The sequence below is a fragment of the Flavobacterium sp. PL02 genome (genome assembly GCF_035013205.1).
Classification (GTDB): domain Bacteria; phylum Bacteroidota; class Bacteroidia; order Flavobacteriales; family Flavobacteriaceae; genus Flavobacterium.
On sequence record NZ_JAYGJP010000006.1, the window covers coordinates 93,329 to 114,469 of the forward strand.

15 protein-coding genes and 1 other RNA gene are annotated in these 21,141 nt (G+C 32.3%); 7 read left to right on the forward strand and 9 right to left on the reverse strand.

Going from position 1 to position 21,141, the window contains the following annotated elements; all coding sequences use genetic code 11:
• Positions 1 to 109: 109 nt before the first annotated feature.
• Positions 110 to 3,142 carry a SusC/RagA family TonB-linked outer membrane protein gene (locus SHI72_RS16685; RefSeq protein WP_323490746.1) on the reverse strand — a complete coding sequence of 1,011 codons (3,033 nt, stop codon included), beginning with the start codon at positions 3,140 to 3,142 and terminating at the stop codon, positions 110 to 112.
• 443 nt (positions 3,143 to 3,585) lie between these two features.
• Between SHI72_RS16685 and SHI72_RS16690 the strand changes: the two genes are divergently transcribed.
• The 3 genes from SHI72_RS16690 to SHI72_RS16700 all read left to right on the forward strand — a co-directional run bounded on the left by SHI72_RS16690 (position 3,586) and on the right by SHI72_RS16700 (position 6,959).
• A complete protein-coding gene (locus SHI72_RS16690) occupies positions 3,586 to 4,620 on the forward strand; it encodes a sensor histidine kinase (RefSeq protein WP_240474703.1) in 1,035 nt (344 codons plus the stop codon).
• On the forward strand, positions 4,610 to 5,311 hold the full coding sequence (locus SHI72_RS16695) for a LytR/AlgR family response regulator transcription factor (protein WP_039112758.1): 702 nt from the start codon (positions 4,610 to 4,612) through the stop codon (positions 5,309 to 5,311). The genes SHI72_RS16690 and SHI72_RS16695 overlap by 11 nt, the downstream gene beginning before the upstream one ends.
• Positions 5,312 to 5,489: 178 nt before the next feature.
• Complete coding sequence (locus SHI72_RS16700; RefSeq protein ID WP_323490747.1) at positions 5,490 to 6,959, forward strand: MFS transporter; 1,470 nt, start codon at positions 5,490 to 5,492, stop codon at positions 6,957 to 6,959.
• A gap of 228 nt (positions 6,960 to 7,187) precedes the next feature.
• Here the strand turns inward: SHI72_RS16700 and SHI72_RS16705 are convergent, their stop codons facing one another.
• The 4 genes from SHI72_RS16705 to ffs all read right to left on the reverse strand — a co-directional run bounded on the left by SHI72_RS16705 (position 7,188) and on the right by ffs (position 9,672).
• The gene (locus SHI72_RS16705; RefSeq protein ID WP_039112760.1) at positions 7,188 to 7,682 is read right to left on the reverse strand and encodes a hypothetical protein; all 495 of its coding nucleotides are present in this window, start codon (positions 7,680 to 7,682) and stop codon (positions 7,188 to 7,190) included.
• A 92-nt stretch (positions 7,683 to 7,774) separates the two neighbouring features.
• Positions 7,775 to 8,431 (reverse strand): fructose-6-phosphate aldolase, encoded by a 657-nt coding sequence (gene fsa / locus SHI72_RS16710; protein ID WP_039112761.1) that lies wholly within the window; start codon positions 8,429 to 8,431, stop codon positions 7,775 to 7,777.
• 146 nt (positions 8,432 to 8,577) lie between these two features.
• Positions 8,578 to 9,381: an SDR family oxidoreductase gene (locus SHI72_RS16715; protein ID WP_323490748.1), complete on the reverse strand. Its 804-nt coding sequence runs from the start codon at positions 9,379 to 9,381 to the stop codon at positions 8,578 to 8,580.
• A gap of 193 nt (positions 9,382 to 9,574) precedes the next feature.
• Positions 9,575 to 9,672, reverse strand: an RNA gene (gene ffs, locus SHI72_RS16720) — signal recognition particle sRNA small type.
• A gap of 88 nt (positions 9,673 to 9,760) precedes the next feature.
• Between ffs and SHI72_RS16725 the strand changes: the two genes are divergently transcribed.
• Positions 9,761 to 10,816 (forward strand): glutaminyl-peptide cyclotransferase, encoded by a 1,056-nt coding sequence (locus SHI72_RS16725; protein ID WP_323490749.1) that lies wholly within the window; start codon positions 9,761 to 9,763, stop codon positions 10,814 to 10,816.
• 202 nt (positions 10,817 to 11,018) lie between these two features.
• Positions 11,019 to 12,257, forward strand: coding sequence for an imidazolonepropionase (hutI, locus tag SHI72_RS16730; RefSeq protein ID WP_323490750.1), 1,239 nt, complete (start codon positions 11,019 to 11,021; stop codon positions 12,255 to 12,257).
• A gap of 618 nt (positions 12,258 to 12,875) precedes the next feature.
• Here hutI and SHI72_RS16735 read toward each other — a convergent pair.
• Complete coding sequence (locus SHI72_RS16735; RefSeq protein WP_323490751.1) at positions 12,876 to 13,754, reverse strand: hypothetical protein; 879 nt, start codon at positions 13,752 to 13,754, stop codon at positions 12,876 to 12,878.
• Positions 13,755 to 13,849: 95 nt separating this feature from the next.
• Here SHI72_RS16735 and SHI72_RS16740 point away from each other — a divergent pair, with 95 nt between their 5' ends.
• Positions 13,850 to 14,911 (forward strand): formimidoylglutamase, encoded by a 1,062-nt coding sequence (locus SHI72_RS16740; RefSeq protein WP_086893911.1) that lies wholly within the window; start codon positions 13,850 to 13,852, stop codon positions 14,909 to 14,911.
• A gap of 87 nt (positions 14,912 to 14,998) precedes the next feature.
• Positions 14,999 to 16,252, forward strand: a complete 1,254-nt coding sequence (locus SHI72_RS16745; RefSeq protein WP_039112767.1) for a DEAD/DEAH box helicase — start codon at positions 14,999 to 15,001, stop codon at positions 16,250 to 16,252.
• 83 nt (positions 16,253 to 16,335) lie between these two features.
• Here the strand turns inward: SHI72_RS16745 and SHI72_RS16750 are convergent, their stop codons facing one another.
• The 3 genes from SHI72_RS16750 to aroC all read right to left on the reverse strand — a co-directional run bounded on the left by SHI72_RS16750 (position 16,336) and on the right by aroC (position 21,129).
• Positions 16,336 to 18,555 (reverse strand): response regulator, encoded by a 2,220-nt coding sequence (locus SHI72_RS16750; RefSeq protein WP_323490752.1) that lies wholly within the window; start codon positions 18,553 to 18,555, stop codon positions 16,336 to 16,338.
• Between the two features lie 164 nt (positions 18,556 to 18,719).
• Positions 18,720 to 20,012 carry a dicarboxylate/amino acid:cation symporter gene (locus SHI72_RS16755; RefSeq protein WP_323490753.1) on the reverse strand — a complete coding sequence of 431 codons (1,293 nt, stop codon included), beginning with the start codon at positions 20,010 to 20,012 and terminating at the stop codon, positions 18,720 to 18,722.
• A 58-nt stretch (positions 20,013 to 20,070) separates the two neighbouring features.
• Positions 20,071 to 21,129: a chorismate synthase gene (gene aroC, locus SHI72_RS16760; RefSeq protein WP_039112770.1), complete on the reverse strand. Its 1,059-nt coding sequence runs from the start codon at positions 21,127 to 21,129 to the stop codon at positions 20,071 to 20,073.
• Positions 21,130 to 21,141 lie beyond the last annotated feature (12 nt).

Consider the following 21,141-nt stretch of genomic DNA (forward strand, 5'->3'; position numbering starts at 1 on the left):
TTATTAACCTATGATTAAGCCTATTAAGGTTAATTAATTGTTTTTTGTTCAATAACAACAATTAAAACATCATAAATTAAAAGGTTTTATCCTTTATAAGAAAACATTCTTAAAATGTTAAATTCAAGTTCACACCTATGCTTCTTGTAGATGGAGCACCAAATATATCTATACCTTGTAATCCTTCACCAGTACTTAAAGTTACGTTTGGATCAAAAGGAGCATCTTTGTAAAAGAAAAACAAGTTTTTCCCAACAAGAGAAAGATTCACCGTTTTAAAGATAGTTTCTTTACTAAAATCAAAAGTATATCCTAATGAAAGCTCTCCTAACCTAACATTTGTAGCTTTGTACATATATTCTCCTGTAGCTCCACTTCTATCTCCCACTACATTATAATATTTTTCAGTACTATATAATCCTTGAAATTTAGTACCATCTGCATTTACTGCATTTATAGCAACTCCACCAGCTTGTCTTTGTTCACCTGTCTTTTGAGAAACACCATAATTATCTAGCATTGCTTCAGTCAAACTCATTACATTTCCTCCAAATCTTCCATCGATAAGTACATTTAAGAAAAACTTCTCATATTTAAATGTATTAGAAAACCCTAACATAAAATCAGGATTAGAAGTTCCCATTTCTTGCCAATCTGTTTTTTGAATATTCCCACTATCATCAAGCATAATTTGCCCTTGATCATTTCTTAAAATATTTTTTCCTTCGATAATTCCAAATGGTTTCCCTTCTACCAAACGATATCTATAACTATTTGGATCCCCATCTGTTAAAAGAACTCCATTAGCTTTAATTTCTTCACCCAAAGATTTAACTAAATTTTTATTTGATGCATAATTAAGACCTATATCCCAAGAAAACTTATCGGTAACGATTGCTTTTGCAGATACAGTAATTTCAAAACCTTTATTTTCGATACTACCTGCATTAAAAGCATAATTAGTATACCCAAAAGGGTTAGTTAATGGAGCAGGAATCGTTACCAATTGATTTTTTGTTTCGTTTTGATAATACGTAAAATCAATTCCAAATCTGTTATTTACAAATCTCCACTCTGTACCAATTTCAAATGAATTTTGTTTTTCTGGTTTCAAAGAAGTTCCAGGTCTAGGACCAGTTATAGGGCTCACTACATTTCCAAAAGAAATTGTATTTGATGGAGAAGTTAAAAAAGGAGTAACATCATTACCTACCTGAGCAAAAGAAGCTCTCACTTTTCCGTAACTTATAGCTTCTGGAAGTTTAACCATTTGGCTTACAATAGCAGTAAGACCAACAGATGGATAAAAGAATCCTAAATTTTCTGTGTTAACTAATGTAGATGACCAGTCATTTCTTCCTGTAACATCCAAGAAAAGCATATCCTTATAACCAAAAGTAGCACTACCAAATAAAGATTGTACATCTTTTTCTGCTCCAATAGATTGGCTATTTCCTGAAGTTGCTACAAAGTTATTGATATTAAACCAGTTTGCATTTATCAAACCTTTTACACCCGAGTCATTAGTTACAGTATTATTAACTGTTGATTTAGTGATACTCGCTCCTAAAATAGCATTAAAACTGAAATCACTATTAAATTTTGTATTTACTGTACCGATAAAATCTCCGTATAATTGAGAACTTTCACTGTTTGATAAAATATATCTACCTGTGCTTGCTGCTAAAACTGCATTTGTACCAGCAAAAACTTTTTTATCATACTTACTATACATTTTATTATAACCACCTCTGGTTTTAAAACTCAACCACTCATTCGCTTTAAAAGTTAATGCGATAGAACCTATAAAAGATTGGTTGATATCTGTAGATACGTTTCTATTCTGAATCCAATATGGATTTTGAATTATATCACTTGTTCCACTTACCCATCTTTGAGTATTTAAGTTTCTAACAGGATCAAATACTTCATAATTATTCTTGTAATCATTAAAATCATTTCCTCTTGGAAATAAATATACCCCTGTTAAAGGATTATAATATAACGCATTCGTTGGTTTGTTTGTGATTTTTTGATCTGCAAAAGAGAAAGCAGCATCTACAGTTAATTTATCTTCAAATATTTTTACACTTTGACGAATACCAATATTATTTTTCTTCAATTCATTTGTTGGCATAACCCCAGCAATATTAGTGTTTGCATAAGTAAGACTTGTAGTCGCTTTTTCATTTCCACTATTAATTCCAACTGAGTTTATAAAAGTCATCCCCGTATTGAAAAAATTATCTACATGCTCTGGAGAATCTTTCGCAGCTCCCCAAGTTTTTGTTGCACCTGCATTTGCTCCATAAGTTGTTTGAAATTCTGGTAATGAAATTACATTATCAACAAAAAGGCTTGAAGTATAATTTGCAGTAACAGTTCCCACTTTACCTCTTTTAGTAGTTACAAGAATAACTCCATTAGCTCCCTGACTGCCATATAAAGCGGCAGCAGATGCTCCTTTTAATACTGTCATAGATTCGATATCCTCAGGATTCATCATAGATACAGCATCACCACCATCTCTATTACCTCCTGCTTTATCTCCAAAAACTTGATTCCCTTGTGCGGTTGAAGAGTTTAACAATGGAATTCCATCAACAACATACAATGGTTGGTTGTTTGAGATTGATGAATTACCACGAATAGTTACTTTTACAGAACCTCCAGAACCAGAAGCACTTCTACCCACAACTAAACCTGATACTTTTCCTGATAAACTATTAATAAGATTCGCATCTTTCACACGAGTCATTTCTTCACCCTTTACCTCTTGTGCAGCATAAGTTAAAGACTTTCTAGATTTCTTGATACCCAATGAGGTTACAACAACTTCATTCAATGCATTCGAAGCAGCGTTCTTTAACTTTACGTTAACAGTGGCAGCATCTCCAACAACAACATTTTGCGTTTCCAATCCTACATAGCTAAAAACTAAAGTTTGCCCTTTTTGAGCCTCAATAGAAAATACACCATCAAAATCGGTAACTGTACCTTTTTGTCCTCCTTGAACTGCAACTGAAGCTCCTGGCAACGGCAATCCATCAGAATCTGTAATCACACCTTTGACATTTTTTACCTGAGCAAGCGAAACCTGCACCGTAAAAGCAATCATAAAGATTAAGAAAATTTTTTTCATGTTTATAAAATTTTTGTTAGTTATGGGATAAAATTATTCTTAAAGAATTGTTAAAAAAAATATTTTATACCAACAACAAAAAACCATAAACAAACGACATTAAACAATCTATAATATGCTAAACGAAAACGTTTTATACATGCAAATTATTCAATATTTTAAGTTTTAAACTAAACTTAAGTAAGTAATATGGGTTTTTTAACAAATTATTACACGTTTAAAAATAAAAATGAGCAAATAAGCCAGTAAATCTAGGAAACAATCAATTATGCATTTTACGAAAACGTTGTCTAGACTAAATATTTCATGTTTTAAGATATTTTTCAAATTTTTATTCAAAAAAATTGTGTTTTCATTAACTAATTGATTAAAGTTGCAAAATAATATTTTACTAATTACCTAACCCAACCAAAACCTCCTACTAATTGAATAGAATCAGTAAAATGAAATTCGATATTAAACTTCAAAATCATCTTTGGTTTTGGGGAGTCTATTTTATATTGAATTTCTTAAGATGGGGAGCTTACTTCAATAACTATCAATATTCATTTAAATCGAATCTTATTGAATTCTCATTACATATACCATTAGTATATTTTAACCTATTTGTTTTAGTACCACGGTACGTTTTAAAATCTAAATACATCACCTATACTTTTAGCCTTATAGCGAGCTTATTTGTAATTTATTTAGTAAAAACCGCACTTACCTATTACTTAATATCCCAAAACATTTGGCCAGAGGCAAATCGCGAATACAAACCATTCGAGATAAATCATATCGTTGCTGTATGTATTGGTGAATTATACGTATTAGCAATGGCATCATCTGTTTATCTAACACTAACTTGGTTACGAGAAAGGGAAAGAAACCGATCCTTGAGAGAAAATCAGTTTAAGATTAAATTAAAATATCTTGAAAATCAGATTCAACCTCATTTTTTCTTTAACACCCTAAATAATCTATATGCATTATCACTGGAATCTTCAGACAAAGTTCCAGATGTGATTATCAAGCTTTCCAAATTAATGGAATATGTTTTATATGACATAAAAGGAACAAAATCTGTTAAATTAATTCAGGAAATAGACTATATTCATAACTATATTGAGATAGAAAAACTACGATTTCAAAATGTAGAAGTTAGTATTAATTTAGAGTCAGATATAGACGATGTCGAGGTACCGCCTTTAATCTTCATCTCCTTAATAGAAAACGCCTTTAAACATGGCGGACTTAATAACCCAAATTTAAAAATAAAAGTAAACTGCAAAATCATTGATAACAAAACACTCGATTTTGAAGTATTAAATAATTTTGTACATTCACAGAATTTTAAGACAAAAAGAGGAATTGGCTTAGTCAATACCCAAAAGAGATTAAAACTAATTTATAAGAATAATTACAATTTAGAATATAAAACTAAATTTAATTACTACATAATTCGCTTGCAAATACCTATTAATAATGAAAATTAAATGCGTATTGATTGATGATGAACCATTAGCAATCAAAGTTCTACAAAACTACTTTACAAATTTTACCGATTTTGAAATTACCGGTACATTTGTTAATGCGCTAGAAGCACTGGACTTTATAAACAACAACAGTGTAGATGCCGTTTTCCTGGACATTAACATGCCCATGATGACTGGCTTTGAACTCATTAGTTTAATAGAAAACAAAACCAAGGTTATCATTACTACCGCTTTTAGAGAATTTGCAGCCGAAAGTTATGATCTTGAAGTTTTAGATTATTTAGTAAAACCTATCCCCCTTCCTCGATTTATAAAATGTATCAATAAAATTACGACAGAGTTCAATTTAAAGAACAATATCAAAGTCGAAAATCATCGTGTCGAGCCTCATCTTTTTATCAAAGTAGATAAGAAAATGATCAAGATAAATATCGATGAAATTTTATTTGTAGAAGGAATGAAAGAATATATCAAGGTAGTAACACTTGATAAAACGTACATTACACATAAGTCATTAACCGCATTATCAGACGAGTTGCCGGCCGATAGATTTATGCGTATTCACAAATCTTACTTAATAGCAGTGAATAAAGTTAAATCTATTGAAGGAAATCGCATACAAATCCAATCTTTCACTTTACCAATAGGTAGGAATTATAGCAAAGATGTAAAAAGTAAAATACTAGAATAACCTCCTCAAAATCATCGATTTTGCCTCTCTAAAAAATAACACTTTGTTGAATAAATCATGCCGTTGGTATAAATTTAACATTATTTGTTCTGTTTTATTTTTTTTTAAACGAGTTTACAAATATATTTACGCTCATCAAAAAACAAATAAAAACAAATAAAATTAACCTTATAACATTATGAGTTCAGAAAATGTACAAACAAAATGGGGACAATTTATCTCCTTGATAATAGTTTTCTTTTTTTGGGGCTTTGTTGGATCTGCCAATGACATCCTAATTCCAGTATTCAAAAAAGTTTTCACTTTATCTCAAGTACAATCACAATTAGTTGCTTGGGCATTTTATGCAGCTTACTTCGTAGGATCTATGATTTTCTTCTTAGTATCTTTAAAAATGGATGTACTGCAAAAATTTGGATACAAAAAAACACTTTCTGCTGGTTTAATTCTTTCTGCTGTAGGTTCGTTTCTATTTGTTCCCGCTGCAACTATGGAAAGCTTCCCTTTCTTCTTAACCGCTTTATTTACTGTAGGTTTAGGATTTTCGATTCAACAAATTGTAGCCAATCCTTTAGCTATTAAAATGGGAAGCCCACAAACAGGAGCTCACCGTTTAACTTTAGCAGGAGGTATCAACTCTTTCGGAACAACAATTGGAGCTATTTTATTAGGGATCGCTTTATTCGGAATGGGAGATAATAAAAATACTTCTCTTTCATTAGAAGACATCAAACTACCTTTCATCATTCTTGGTCTTGCTTTTATTGTAGTAGCCATTTTCATGAACTTCTCTAAAATTGAAGATCCTGCAAAAGAAGAGGAAGAAGTAGTTAAAGTAGCACACGAAAAATTCAATATTTCAGACTACCCACAACTATATTTGGGAATGTTAGGAATCTTTATATACGTAGGAACAGAGGTAACAATTATTAGTAATTTACCAGCTTTACTACATACTGCCGAATTTGGTAATATTCTAGAAGATGCTATCGCCCCATTTATCGCTCTTTATTGGGGAAGTTTAATGATCGGACGTTGGAATGGTGGAGTAAACGTTTTCAACACTTCTACGTTAGTAAATACAGCCTTAAAATTCATTGTTCCAGCTATCGCCTTTGGAGTAATTATTGGAGCTAATATTTTTGCAGCACATGACGTTTCTTCATTCTACATTTACCCAATCTGGATTTTATTATTCATAGCAGTAAGTTTTGTAGGTGGTAAAAATGCTGGGAAAACTTTAATGCTTTTCGGAATTTCAGGTTTATTAATGATGGTTGCCGGATTAGTTTGTCCAGATCCATCAATTGCTAAATTCTTCTTTATCTCTGGAGGTTTATTCTTATCTATCATGTGGCCATCTATATTTGATTTAGCTATTGCAGGTTTAGGTAAAAACACCGGAAAAGCATCTTCATTCTTAATCATGATGATTCTAGGAGGAGGAGTAATTCCTTTGATTCAAGGAAGTATTTGCGATATCGACCTTACTAGTCCAAATGGTATATTTGGTATTACATGGACACACTTTTCTTATATCGTTCCGTTACTTGGTTTTGCGTATTTAGGATTCTACGGTTATTATTGTCCTAAAATACTAAAGAGACAAGGAATTAATCATACTCAAAGCGGAGGAGGAGGTCATTAAAAACCCACCGTATTAAAATAGAAAAAGTCCCATTGCAAAATGGGACTTTTTTATGCTTTATAACTTTCATTAGGAGTTAGATTTAACCACAAAGTCCGCAAAACTTAACAATCAAGCTTTGCGGACTTTGTGGTTTTCGACTTTGCACCCTTTACGGTTAATTTACCTGCCATCGATTTAAATCTTTGCGTCCATTGCGATTAAACAGCATACCTCATAATAATATAATCATTTAGCATTAAGGATATTCTCCAAATTCTTTTTAAAAATCACCTTATTCTTTTCAGGAATAGTATACACCACATCTTTATTAGCATGCACTATAATTTGCTTTATATCCAAATCCAAAAGCTTTCTCGGTTCTTTTAGCTTCAAGGTACAAGCACCATCAAAATAACCATCATCTTCAATAATTTTTTGAGTTTTAACAATACTTCCATCACCAAATACTGCCGAAATTGTCATCGAATTATTTAATGTTGTAGTATAAAAACCATCCATAACCAACATAACACGGTAGCTGTTTTTCATTTCCGCACCTTTAAACTCATGTCGTACAATTGTATAACGCAATCCTTTATCAAGAACCTGAAAGCTTTTTGAACAATCCAGTTCAAATGTAGCCACGTCACCAGCATCATTAATTCCTTTTATTACTTTAGCTTGCGCAGTAACCGACAATCCAACTATTGTAAACGCAAATGCAATTAGTAGCTTTTTCATATGTAGATAGTTAATTTTGAGATACATAAAAATATAAAAAAAACGCCATGTTTTTGACAAACATGGCGTTTTAAAATAATTTTTAAGAAAAATTACTTATTTCCTTTTTCAAAATCAGCAACAAACTGTGCCAATCCGATATCTGTTAATGGGTGTTTTAATAAACCATAAATTGCAGAAAGAGGTCCAGTCATAACATCAGCACCAATTTTTGCACAATTTACAATATGCATAGTATGACGTACAGAAGCAGCTAAGATTTCAGTTTCATAACCATAGTTATCATAAATCAATCTAATCTCTTCTATAAGCGCTAAACCATCTGTAGAAACGTCATCCAAACGACCAATAAAAGGAGAAACATAAGTTGCTCCAGCTTTAGCAGCCAATAAAGCTTGTCCAGCAGAGAATACTAAAGTTACGTTTGTTTTAATTCCTTTATCCGAGAAATATTTCGCAGCCATAACACCTTCTTTCGTCATTGGCAATTTAACTACGATTTGCTCGTGTAAATCAGCCAATTCTTCACCTTCTTTAATCATTCCGTCGTAATCCAAAGCATTAACTTCGGCACTAACATCACCTTCAACAAGATTACAAATGTCAACGTAATGTTTCAAAATGTTATTTTTTCCAGTAATTCCTTCTTTTGCCATCAATGATGGATTAGTAGTAACCCCGTCTAAAACACCTAAAGCTTGTGCTTCTTTAATTTGAGCTAAATTAGCTGTGTCAATAAAAAATTTCATATGTATTATATTTAATTGTGTTCCTAAATAGGGCGTGTTCGCCGCGGCGAACGGGTTTTACATTACAATCTTTTATTTTTTTAAAGAAAAAAAATAAAAGGATTTCCATTTCACCCCCTCACGCAAAATGAAAAATCGCTGCAAAATTACAACTTATAATGATTCATTAACATCTTTTCATAAACTTTATCAGGAAGAATACGTTTCAAAACAATTGAGAATTTCTGCATAAAAGCCCCAACTTTATAATGTCCTTTAGGTTCTTTAGTTTGCATGATTTTATAAATCGCCTCCGCCATTTCATTAGGATTTCCACCCGCATCTACATGCTCATTCATCGTTTCAAGCGTACGTCCATACACCGCTTCATAAGCCGAACCCTTTATTACAGGTGCATGATAACGCCCTGCAGCAATATTAGTAGCAAAATCACCTGGTGCAACATTCGTAATATTAACCCCAAAAGACTTAACCTCCATACGCAACCCTTCCGTAATTAACTCCAAAGCTCCTTTCGAAGCCGAATATACACTTCGATAAGGCAACCCCATATAACCAGCAATAGAAGTAATATTAATGATCAAACCTGATTTCTGCACACGCATTTGTGGCAAAACAGCTTTCATTACCTCGATTGGACCAAAAAAGTTAGTTTCAAAATTATTCTTGATTTCCTCTGTCGGAATTTCTTCCAGAGGACCAGTAATCCCTACACCAGCATTATTAATAACAACATCAAGACGCCCTGTAGTTTTTATAATTTTAGCAACAGCAGCCTTAATCGACTCCACATCACGAACATCTAAAGCAACTAAAGGAAAAACAGAATTTAAAACCTTCTCAGGAGTTCTACTAGTTCCATACACTACAAATCCTTTATTATGCAAAAATTCTCCAATAGATTTTCCAATCCCTGAGGATCCTCCGGTAATTAAAATAACTTTACTCATGATTTAGGTTAGATGTTAAATGTTATAGTTAAAAGTAAGTGCCTATGCCTAAAATACGATGTTAAAGAAAACTTCTAACATCCCACATATGACTTCTAACTTCAGACAGGTCCAAAAATAAAAAAATCCTCCCGAAGGAAGACTACTTTTAAATTAATTCTAAAAAAAAATCCCGAAACATCGGGAGATTAAAAAAAGGCAAGCGACCTACATCGCATCGCTCAACCACTTACCCTTGCTATGTTCCCATCCTGGGGGAGTCTGCAGGAGCAGATCGTGTAGGACTTGCCGGTGCAAATATACAATCTTTTTATATTTTTGCAAGAGCTTTGTGCCTATAAAAATAACATTGTATATTGGCTACTTCAAATTTTAGACTATGAAAAAACATAACTTCTTAACTTTCATTTTATTAGGAATCACACTGGTTGGTTGTAAAGAGACAAAAAAAGATGAAAATTCTATATTTTCTTTTGATGATTCTAATTTTCCTGCCCATTTTTTAACAAATCAGTCTGTTTCTTTAGGTATTTCAAACCCAAATTCGAAACAAATCGACAGCATTGTGTACTTTGTTAACGACACAAAAGTTGGTGCAGTAAAAGGTTTAAACAAATTAAATTTTGAATTAAAAGATCAAAAACTAGGATACCAAAAACTAAAAGCATTGGTTTATTACGACGGAGAAAATGCTGAAGCAACCTCAAGAATCGAATTAGTTTCGGATATTCAACCTAAATTATTGAAATATAAAATCGTAAACACATATCCTCACGACACCAAAGCTTTTACAGAAGGCTTAGAGTTTTTCAGAGATACTCTTTATGAAAGCACAGGACAAAAAGGAGATTCGTACTTTAGAAAATACGATTACAAAACTGGTAAAGTATATAAAGAAATTACACTTGATAACAAATACTTCGGAGAAGGAATTACTATTATCAACAACAAACTATACCAATTATCCTGGCAAGAAAAAACAGGTTTTATATATGACATCAATACATTAAAACTTGAAAAAACTTTTACCTACGATAAAGAAATCGAAGGTTGGGGAATGACAAATGACGGAAAATACATTTATCAAGGTGATGGAACCGAAAAGATTTGGAAAATGGATCCTGAAACTCAAAAAATGATTGATTACATCAATGTATACTCAGGAAGTTCAAAAATTAAAGCCATAAACGAATTAGAATTAATCAATGGTAAATTCTATGTAAATGTATTCCAAAAAGATGCAATTGCAGTAGTAAACCAAACAACTGGTGCAGTCGAAGGAATCCTAAACATGTCAGGATTACGCAAGCAACTAGCTTCTAGCATAACAATCGATGATGTTTTAAACGGAATTGCTTACAACCCAAAGACAAAAACAATATTTGTAACAGGTAAAAACTGGGACAAAATGTTTGAAATAACCGTTTCTGAATAACATATAAAGACAATATTCGAATTCTTATCCCGAAGCTTCGGGACCAAATTCTAATATTTCAACACGAATTTCACAAATTTTCACGAATCGATTGGTGTTAATTTGTGACACGAGACCGTAGGGCGAACTGACGAAATAAATTTGTGTTTTATTTCAATACTATAAAAACAATCAGTATCCTTTTTAAAACTAAATTTATACAATGATTACTTTAATTACAAACATAAAAGAGCTTATACAGGTTCGGGAAACTCCAATTCCTAAAGTTTCCGGAGCCGAAATGGCAATACTTCCAACCATCAAGAATGCTTATTTAGTTATAAAAGACAATCTAATTGCAGGATTTGGTTCAATGGAAAACATTCCGGAAATAAAGGCCGATTCGACTATTGATGCAACTGGAAAAATGATTCTTCCCTCTTGGTGTGACAGTCATACACATATTGTATACGCCGGCAACAGAGAACAAGAATTTGTAGATAGAATAAATGGACTTTCCTACGAGGAAATCGCTAATCGCGGTGGTGGAATTCTAAATTCTGCCAAAAAGCTTAACGAAACCTCCGAAGAAGAAATATACAACCAATCCAAAGCCAGACTTGAAGAAGTTATGCGTTTAGGAACTGGAGCTGTCGAAATAAAATCAGGTTATGGACTTACTGTAGACGGCGAATTAAAAATGCTAAGAGTCATAAAAAAACTTGCCGAAAATTACCCAGTAACTATAAAAGCAACTTTTCTTGGCGCACATGCATTCCCTTTAGAATTTAAGGAAAACAAAAAAGGATACATCGATGAGATTATCTACAAAATGCTGCCAGAAATTGCCAAAAACAAGCTAGCAGATTACGTAGATGTGTTTTGCGAAACAGGTTACTTCTCTGTCGAAGAAACAGAGCAAATTATGGAAGCAGGTATCCAAAACGGATTAATACCAAAAATCCATGTTAATCAGTTTAATTCTATAGGCGGTATACAAGCAAGCGTTAAATACAAAGCCCTTTCTGTGGATCATCTCGAAATAATGAACCCAGAAGACATTCAGGCATTAAAAAACACCGAAACGATGCCTGTAGCTCTGCCATCGTGTTCTTATTTTCTGAGTATTCCATATACACCAGCAAGAGAAATGATAAAAGCAGGATTACCAATTGCATTAGCTACAGATTACAACCCAGGCTCTACTCCATCCGGAAACATGAATTTTGTCGTTGCAACAGCATGTATCAAGATGAAAATGACTCCCGAAGAAGCAATTAATGCAGCTACAATAAATGGAGCTTATGCAATGGGAGTTTCAGATACCCATGGTACTATTACAGTAGGTAAAAAAGCTAACTTTATACTAACTAAACCTATTACCTCCTATTACCAATTGCCTTATGCTTTTGGTACTAATTTAATAGAAAGCGTTTTTATCGAAGGTAAAATTTTCGAATAATAAAATCGAAAACAGAAAAAAAACACAAACTCTTATTTTAAAAGACTCTAAAATAGCTACTTAAATTAGGTAATCCCTAAATAAGTTACTATCTTCATCTTTTTAAAATAAGAGTTTTTTATTCATGAATACATTAGGCCTCATTTTAGATTTATGCAAATTTAGTTTGAAACAAAAAGGTTTCAATACTAGCATAAACTGGGTTCCTAACACAAACGTTCCTATAACGTTTACAAATTCATTTAAACAAAAAATCTTCCCGAATTATTAAGCACCCGCGAGTGTGCTTAGTACATCCTATAAACTTTATTTTTTACAATCCCATTTCCAATACATTTTTGGATAATGTTACTCGCTATATAAAGTTTTATTTATATCCATAAATTTTAGGATCAAGGCTATTTTATACTATTTAAATAATTTTAAAAAAAATAAGATCATGGCTAAGGTTAACAATATGAAAGCACCTTCAAAAGATTTAAAGGCGAAGAAACAAGAAAAAGCATTAAAAAAACTAGAAGATAGTCAGAATAAAAAACGAAAATCCAGATAAATAAACCAAAAAAAAGGGCAGCAAAACTATGTTTTACTGCCCTTTTAATATTATTAAGTACTTTTTTATCTTAAAGTAAAGCTTGTTTTAGAAACCAACTCGTCATTATCAAAAACGTTGATAAAGTAAGTTCCTTTTTCAAAATCTTTACCAGGTAAATCTTCAGAAACATTTACTGATTTGTTTTCATACTGAACTTTTGTAACAAAGCTATAAACTAACGATTTATCTCCAAAAGATTCTGTTTTTTTATCTCCTAAGACATTGTTTTTACTATCGATAACTTGTACATAATACGTTTTATCTCCAGATTTAGCAATTTGATTTTCAGCAATTGTAAAACTAATTTTTAATACATCAGCTCTACTAGCTTTATCAGTTTCAATTTGTTTTCCTGAGCTTCTTAATTTGTAAGCTGCAGTTTTTGTATTAAGGATAGATAATTTCGATCCTTTTTCAACAGTTTTAGCCAATTCTTCATTTTGACCAACTAATACTTCGTTGAATTTTTTAGATTCTCCTAAAACAACAATTGTGCTATCACGTTGAACTGTTAACACTCCATTTTGTTTTTTCAACTCATCGTTTTCCGCAACTAAAACTTTCATTTTACCTTGCATAGCCTGAACTTGAGTTTTAAATTTAGATACGTCCCCTTTTGTTTTATTCAAATCATCCATTAAAGTAACTACTTTGTCTCTTTCCTGAATTAACTCATCAGACATAGATGTATTCTCAGCAATTGCAGCATCATAAGTTGCTTTTAATTCCTGTAAATCTTTCATTACAGACTCTTTTTCTGTTAATGTAGAAGTAAGTTCAGTTTTAACAGCATCAGTGTCTGATGTCATTTTAAATATATACACTAAACTACCTACTAATAAAATTGCTAAAACTGCTATTACTGCTTTTAGACTTGAGTTGTTGTTCTTTTGATTTTCCATATTTAAATAATTTTTGTAAACAAATTTAATAATTAATATAAGCTAATAACGTAAGTTGCTACAAATATATTATTTTTGGAAAATATATTTTTTTTATGGAAAAACTAATCCCTTTTACTATTAACGACTTAGCTAAAGTTACAAATCACAGAAGTGGCGAAATAAAATTTGGCGAAAAAATGATAATAGTTCCCAAAGGTGCTGACACAATTGATTTTCTTAAAAATTGTGAAGCTAAGTATGTCCTTTTAGGAATTCCAGAAGACATTGGAATACGCGCCAACTACGGAAGACCTGGGGCTGCGTCTGCTTGGGATAGTGCCATAAAGAGTATTGCAAACATCCAACACAACCGTTTTTGCAAAGGAAATCACATTGTAGTTTTAGGTCAAATTGATGTAAAACAAGAGATGAAAGAAGTAGAACATCTTGACTTTAACGACATCGACGACCGATCAAAACTTAGCCAGTTGGTAGAGCGTGTAGACAAAGAAGTTTCGCATATTATATTTAACGTTATCAAAGCAGGAAAAATCCCAATTATCATAGGCGGAGGTCATAATAATGCCTACGGAAACATAAAAGGAACGGCACTTGCTCATGGAAAACCTATAAATGCAGTAAACTTTGATGCGCATTCAGATTTCAGAATTCTGGAAGGAAGACATAGCGGAAATGGTTTTTCATACGCTTACGAAGAAGGTTTCTTAAAAAAATACTTCATATTTGGATTACACGAAAATTACACCTCCAAAAGTGTACTCGATATTATTAAAAAAATTGAAGACCGAGTTCGTTACAATACCTATGACAGCGTAAAAATCAGAAAAGAAAAAGATTTTAATGCCGAAATGCAATTTGCTTTAGATTTTGTTAAAACAGACATCTTCGGAATCGAAATCGATTTGGACGCAATTCCAAATATTGCAAGTAGCGCTATGACCTTAAGTGGATTTTCGATTGAAGAACTACGCCAGTTTGTATCTTATTTTGGACAACATAAAAATGCAGCTTATTTGCATATTTGCGAAGGCGCACCAGATTTAGGCGAAGAAAAAAACAATCATTTAATTGGAAAATTGATAGGCTATTTAGTTACAGATTTTATAAAATCGAACTTTGAAAAAATCGAAATAAAAAGCTCAATAACTAAATAAACGCATATTCAAATAAACGATTAAGCGAATAAACCTATCTTTGCACAGAATTTTAGTACTTAAAACTAAATTCTTAATACCGAAAATATGTTATTCGAAGACTTATCACTTTCTAAAAGTATACAAAAAGCCGTATTTGAAGAAGGCTATACAAACCCTACTCCTATCCAAGAACAATCTATTCCGATTGTACTAGCTGGAAGAGATTTAATTGGGTGTGCCCAAACAGGTACTGGAAAAACTGGAGCATTTGCTATTCCTATCATACATCAATTACACAGAATTGTAGGTTCATCTAAAAAAGCCAAAGTAATCCGTGCACTTATAGTTACACCTACAAGAGAATTAGCGGTACAAATTGGGCAAAGTTTTGAAACTTATGCAAAATATACCAACTTAACTCAACTTACAATATTTGGTGGAGTATCACAAAATCCGCAAGTAGATACTCTTAAAAAAGGAGTAGATATTCTTGTGGCAACACCAGGAAGATTACTTGACTTACAAAAACAAGGATTTATAGATTTAGATCATTTACATGTTTTAGTATTAGATGAAGCAGATCAAATGCTGGATATGGGGTTTATAAACGATGTAAAAAAGATTGTAAAACTTACTCCAAAAAACAGACAAACCTTATTGTTCTCGGCTACAATGCCAATTGCAATTCGTGAACTAGCTGAAATGTTCTTACAAGACCCAGCAAAAGTTGAAGTTTCGCCAGTATCATCTACAGCTGAAAATGTTGAACAACGTGTTTATTTTGTTGAAAAAACAGAAAAAAGAAATCTTTTATATCATTTGATAAAAAATGAAGATTTATCTAATGTTTTGGTTTTCTCGAGAACAAAACACGGAGCCGATAATGTTGTAAAAGCACTTAGAAAAAACAATATCGCTGCCGAAGCAATTCACGGTGATAAATCTCAAAACGCAAGACAACGTGTTCTTGATGCCTTTAAGAACAAAGAAGTTGGAGTTCTTGTAGCTACAGATATTGCTGCACGTGGTATTGATATTGATCAATTGCCATTTGTTATTAATTTTGATTTACCAAACATTCCAGAAACGTATGTACACCGAATCGGTAGAACGGGACGTGCAGGAAACGGAGGAATTGCAATTTCTTTTTGTAGTAAAGACGAACATGGATATTGGAAAGATATACAAAAACTAATAAAAGTTGATGTAAAAACGATAAGTGATCATCCGTACCAATGGCATGCAGGAAGTCCTGAAGCGGCGGCGGCAGCAAAGCCTAAAAATTCAAACCGAAGTGGCGGAGCGCACAAATCAAGAAAATCAGATGCATCTAAACAAAACAAAAAACGTTGGTATTAATCTTATCGCGTAACCATACAGAGTTAAACCCGAACTCATAATTATCAGTAATTAGCGAAATTCGTGTTTAAAATCAATCAGATTCAAACGTTGGCACTATAGCCAACGTTTTCTGTTTCTACAATAAGGCAATTTATAATTTTGAATAATTTTACAGATTCAAAAGGCTTAATTATAATATCATTTATCCCTGCAGAAATAGCTTCATCGGTAATCTCATCTTTATCAAAAGCAGTTAATGCCACAATAGGCGTTTTTATGCCTTTTAAGCGTATTTTTCTAGTTGTTTCGAATCCATTCATCATTGGCATATTAATATCCATTAAAACAACGTCAAAAGATTCCGTATCTAATATCTCCAAAGCTGCAAACCCATCATCAACAACAGTACAGCTATAATTATTTTTTTCTATAATCTTTTTAGTCACAAGCTGGTTTATTCGATTATCCTCAACAACCAAAACTCTGAACACTTGATTAGAGGTTAGATCAACCTGAATTTCATTAATTATACTTTTTGTTTTCTCTGGATCATATTCAAAAGCTATAGTAAATGTAAATGTAGTTCCTTCCCCAACATTACTTTCTAGCGAGATTGAACTACCAAACAATCCTAATAATCGTTTTACAATAGTCAACCCTAAACCAGTTCCTTGATAATCTTGTTCATTACGACCAACCTGAACAAATTTCTCAAAAATCTTATCCTGATCAACAACGGCAATTCCCATTCCAGTATCTTTTACCTGAAACTCTATAAAATGTGCCTTTCCTGCAACTTTAACTAGATTTGCAATAATAAATACTTCTCCTTTTTTAGTAAATTTTAAAGCATTACTTACCAAATTCATTAATATCTGAGCAAGCCTTAATTTATCACCAATTAAATACTCAGGAATATCCGAATCGATAATCACAGTAATATGATTATTGTTTTTTTGTGACAAAAAAGACAATGAGTTCTTAATCATATTAATCTCATCAGATATATTAAAAGTCAAACTTTCCAGAACAACTTTATTTTCTTCAATCTTATTAATTTGAAGAATATCATTTACCAGAGACAATAAATATCTAGCCGAGAATTTTAAAGAACTTAAATGTGGGCTTCTGGCTAATTCCTTATGTTCCTCCAGCAGCATATTAGTTATCCCTACAACACCATAAAGGGGCGTTCGTAATTCGTGACTTATTGTAGATATAAATTGAGTTTTAAGAACCGAAGCCTCTTCTGCCTGTTCTTTAGCTTTTATTAATTCCTCATTTGTAAACAATAACTGTGCATTAGTTCTCTTTTTAAAAACAACGTTTTTATATAATGTAACTATCAGAATAAGAAAAATACAAGAGGTTAAAACAAATAACAAAACGATAATCCTGGACTTTCTTAAATCCTGATACTGAACACCTTTTTCAATTTCAATTTTACCAATTTGTCTTTTATACTCATCCAATTCTAGATTAAAACCGGCTTTTTCAGCACTTTTTAATTTACGCTCATTATAAAGATTCTCCTTAACCGCATTGTGCTTAATAATATTTTGGTAAGCTTGTTTATGATCCCCTATTTTATTCAAAAACTTAGAATATTCTAGATAAGAATACAATAAATCAGATTTTTCCATTCCTGCTTGCCCCTCTTTAATTGCCCGAATAAAATATGCGGCAGCTTTAGCTTTATCTTCGATATGAGAATAATACATTCCGTTAAGCAAATTAAACGCTACAATTGTAGATTCGTTAAGATGATTGCTATGATGTTCATTTATATATTTAAAATAAGGCAAGGCCAATGAAAACTCACCAATATCAAAATACGCCCAGGTAATATTTAAGTTAATCAAATAAACAAGCGAGCTATCTTTCTCTTTCTTACTGTAATCAAGGGATTTTTTATAATACTCTATTCCTTTTTCATATTGCTTTTTTTCAAAACAATACATATTACCTAAGTTATTGTTTATTCTGTTTTTTAAGATGTTATTGGTAGTTTTATTGGCAAAGGATAATGCCTTTTTATAGTAGAATATTGCTTTGTCAAATTCTGAAAACTCGTTATAATTTGCAGCAATGATATTGTATGAAACAGCTATTAGGTTATTATTTTTAGCTATTAATGCTTGTTGTAAAACTATTCTGGAAACAATTAATGATTTTTCAAAATCAGATTCTTTTAGATATTTTAGTGCCTTATCAGCTGTTCTTGTGATATCTTGTTCTGTTGGCAACTCTGTCTTAGCAATTACAGGCTTCGCAACACAAATCATCAAAAATAGAGATAAAATAATCCGAATATTAAACATAAATTAACTATAGTTTCATCAAATATACATTTAAAAACAAAAAAGGAGTTGTATTTTATAAATAAAATACAACTCCTTATAATATATTTTGAATAAAAAAGAATACAAGTTACTCTTACAAATAGTACTCTTTTTAAACTATCTCACTATTAAGAATTTCTCTCTTAACTATTAGAATCTACTGCATCAAAATTAATCTCTTTGTCAGCTTCCCATTTTCCTACTACCGATGTAGCAAGTGCATTACCTAATACGTTTGTAGCACTACGGAACATATCACAAAAATGGTCAATTGGCAAAATTATAGCAATACCCTCAATAGGAATGTCAAACATACCACAGGTTGCAGCAACAACAACCAAACTGGCTCTTGGTACACCTGCAATACCTTTACTAGTTAACATTAAAACCAAAAGCATTACCATTTGAGTTCCTATATCTAAATGTACACCATAGAACTGTGCTATAAAAATACTTGCAAAAGTCATGTACATCATACTACCATCCAGATTAAAAGAATAACCCAATGGCAACATAAATGATACAATTTTATCTTTTACACCAAATTCTTCCAGCTCTTCTGTTAATTTAGGAAACACAGCCTCGCTACTTGTTGTTCCAAAAGCAATAGCAACAGGTCCTATAATACGTCTTAACAATTCAGTCATTCTTCCTTTAAGGAAAATATAACCTACTACAATTAAAACAACCCATAAAGTACTAATCCCTATTAAAAACGAACCGAAAAATTTAAAATATGTGATTAATAATTCTTCAGCATCTCTTACAGCAAATACTCCTGCAATGGCTCCGAAAACCCCAATTGGAGCGAAGTTCATTACATAGTTTACCATTTTAAGAACAATGTGAGACATTTTATCCAGCGCATTAATAACTGGTTTTACACTAGTTCCTAATGAAGCTGCTGCTAATCCGAAGAAAATTGAGAATATTACAATTTGTAAAATCTCATTTGTAGCCATTGCTTCAAAAATACTCTTAGGTACAATATGTGCAATAAAATTCTCAAACGACAACGATTGCGTTTTCCCTGTAACCTCAGTTGCAGCCGACATATCTACGTGGTCTAATTTTAAACCTACTCCTGGTTGCAAAATATTTATATAGAACAAACCAATCAATAATGATATAAAAGAGGCTGTAAAAAACCAAGCCAATGCTTTTCCTCCAATTCTACCTACTGTTTTTATATCTCCCAATTTAGCAATACCAACTACCAAAGTGGTAAATACTAAAGGTGAAATAATCATTTGAACCAAACGAATAAAGATAGTAGCTAACATCTTTATCTTATTACTAAACTCTACTGCCGCATCATGCGAAATATAATTATGCAATATAATACCCAGTGTTGCACCAAGAAACATTGCAATAAGAATTTGCCCAGTTAAGCCTCTGAAAAAAGATGTTTTTTTGATTTCTGTATTATTGTTCATCAAGTGTTTTTTGTATTATTAATTAAATATAAGACGCTCGCCTGTCTTACGTATCTCTCTAATATGTTTTATTTATCAAATGGAAATCTGCAAGAACTATTGCAGCCATAGCCTCTACAATCGGTACAGCACGAGGAACAACACATGGATCATGGCGTCCTTTACCAGTCATAGGAGTAATATTTCCTTTGTTATCTAATGAATCCTGTGTTTGCATAATTGTTGCAACAGGTTTAAAGGCAACTCTAAAATAGATATCCATTCCGTTACTAATTCCACCCTGGATTCCTCCCGAAAGATTTGTCTTAGTAGTTCCGTCAGGATTATATAAATCGTTATGCTCGCTTCCTTTCATTTCAGAACCCGAAAAACCACTTCCATATTCAAAACCTTTTACAGCATTGATAGAAAGCATTGCTTTTCCTAATTCGGCATGCAATTTATCAAAAACAGGCTCACCTAAACCTACAGGCACGTTTTGAATCACGCAAGACACAACCCCACCTACAGTATCACCTTGTTTTCTTATATCTCTAATATATTCTTCCATAGTCGCTGCAGCAGCTTCATCTGGACAACGCACCGGATTACTTTCTGTTTTAGAAAAATCTAATTCCTGATAAGGAGTATTTAAATGAATTGGTCCTACAGACGAAACGTAGGCATTGATTTTAATAGTAGGTAACATTTGTTTCGCAATCGCTCCAGCAACAACTCTACTGGCAGTTTCGCGGGCAGAGCTACGACCTCCTCCACGATAATCACGAAAACCGTATTTTTTATCATAAACATAGTCAGCATGACTAGGTCTGTAATTATCTTTTATATGAGAATAATCGTCTGATTTTTGATTTGTATTCGGAATAATAAAACCAATTGGAGTACCAGTGGTTTTTCCTTCAAAAACTCCAGATAAAAATTGTACATCATCTGGTTCCTTCCGTTGGGTTACTATTGCAGATTGTCCAGGTTTTCTTCTTGACATCTCAAACTGTATTGCTTCTAGATCTAATGTTATTCCTGATGGACAACCATCAATAATTCCGCCTAAAGCTTCCCCATGCGATTCTCCAAATGTTGTAATTTTAAATAGTGTTCCGTAGCTATTTCCCGCCATTGTAATTAGTTT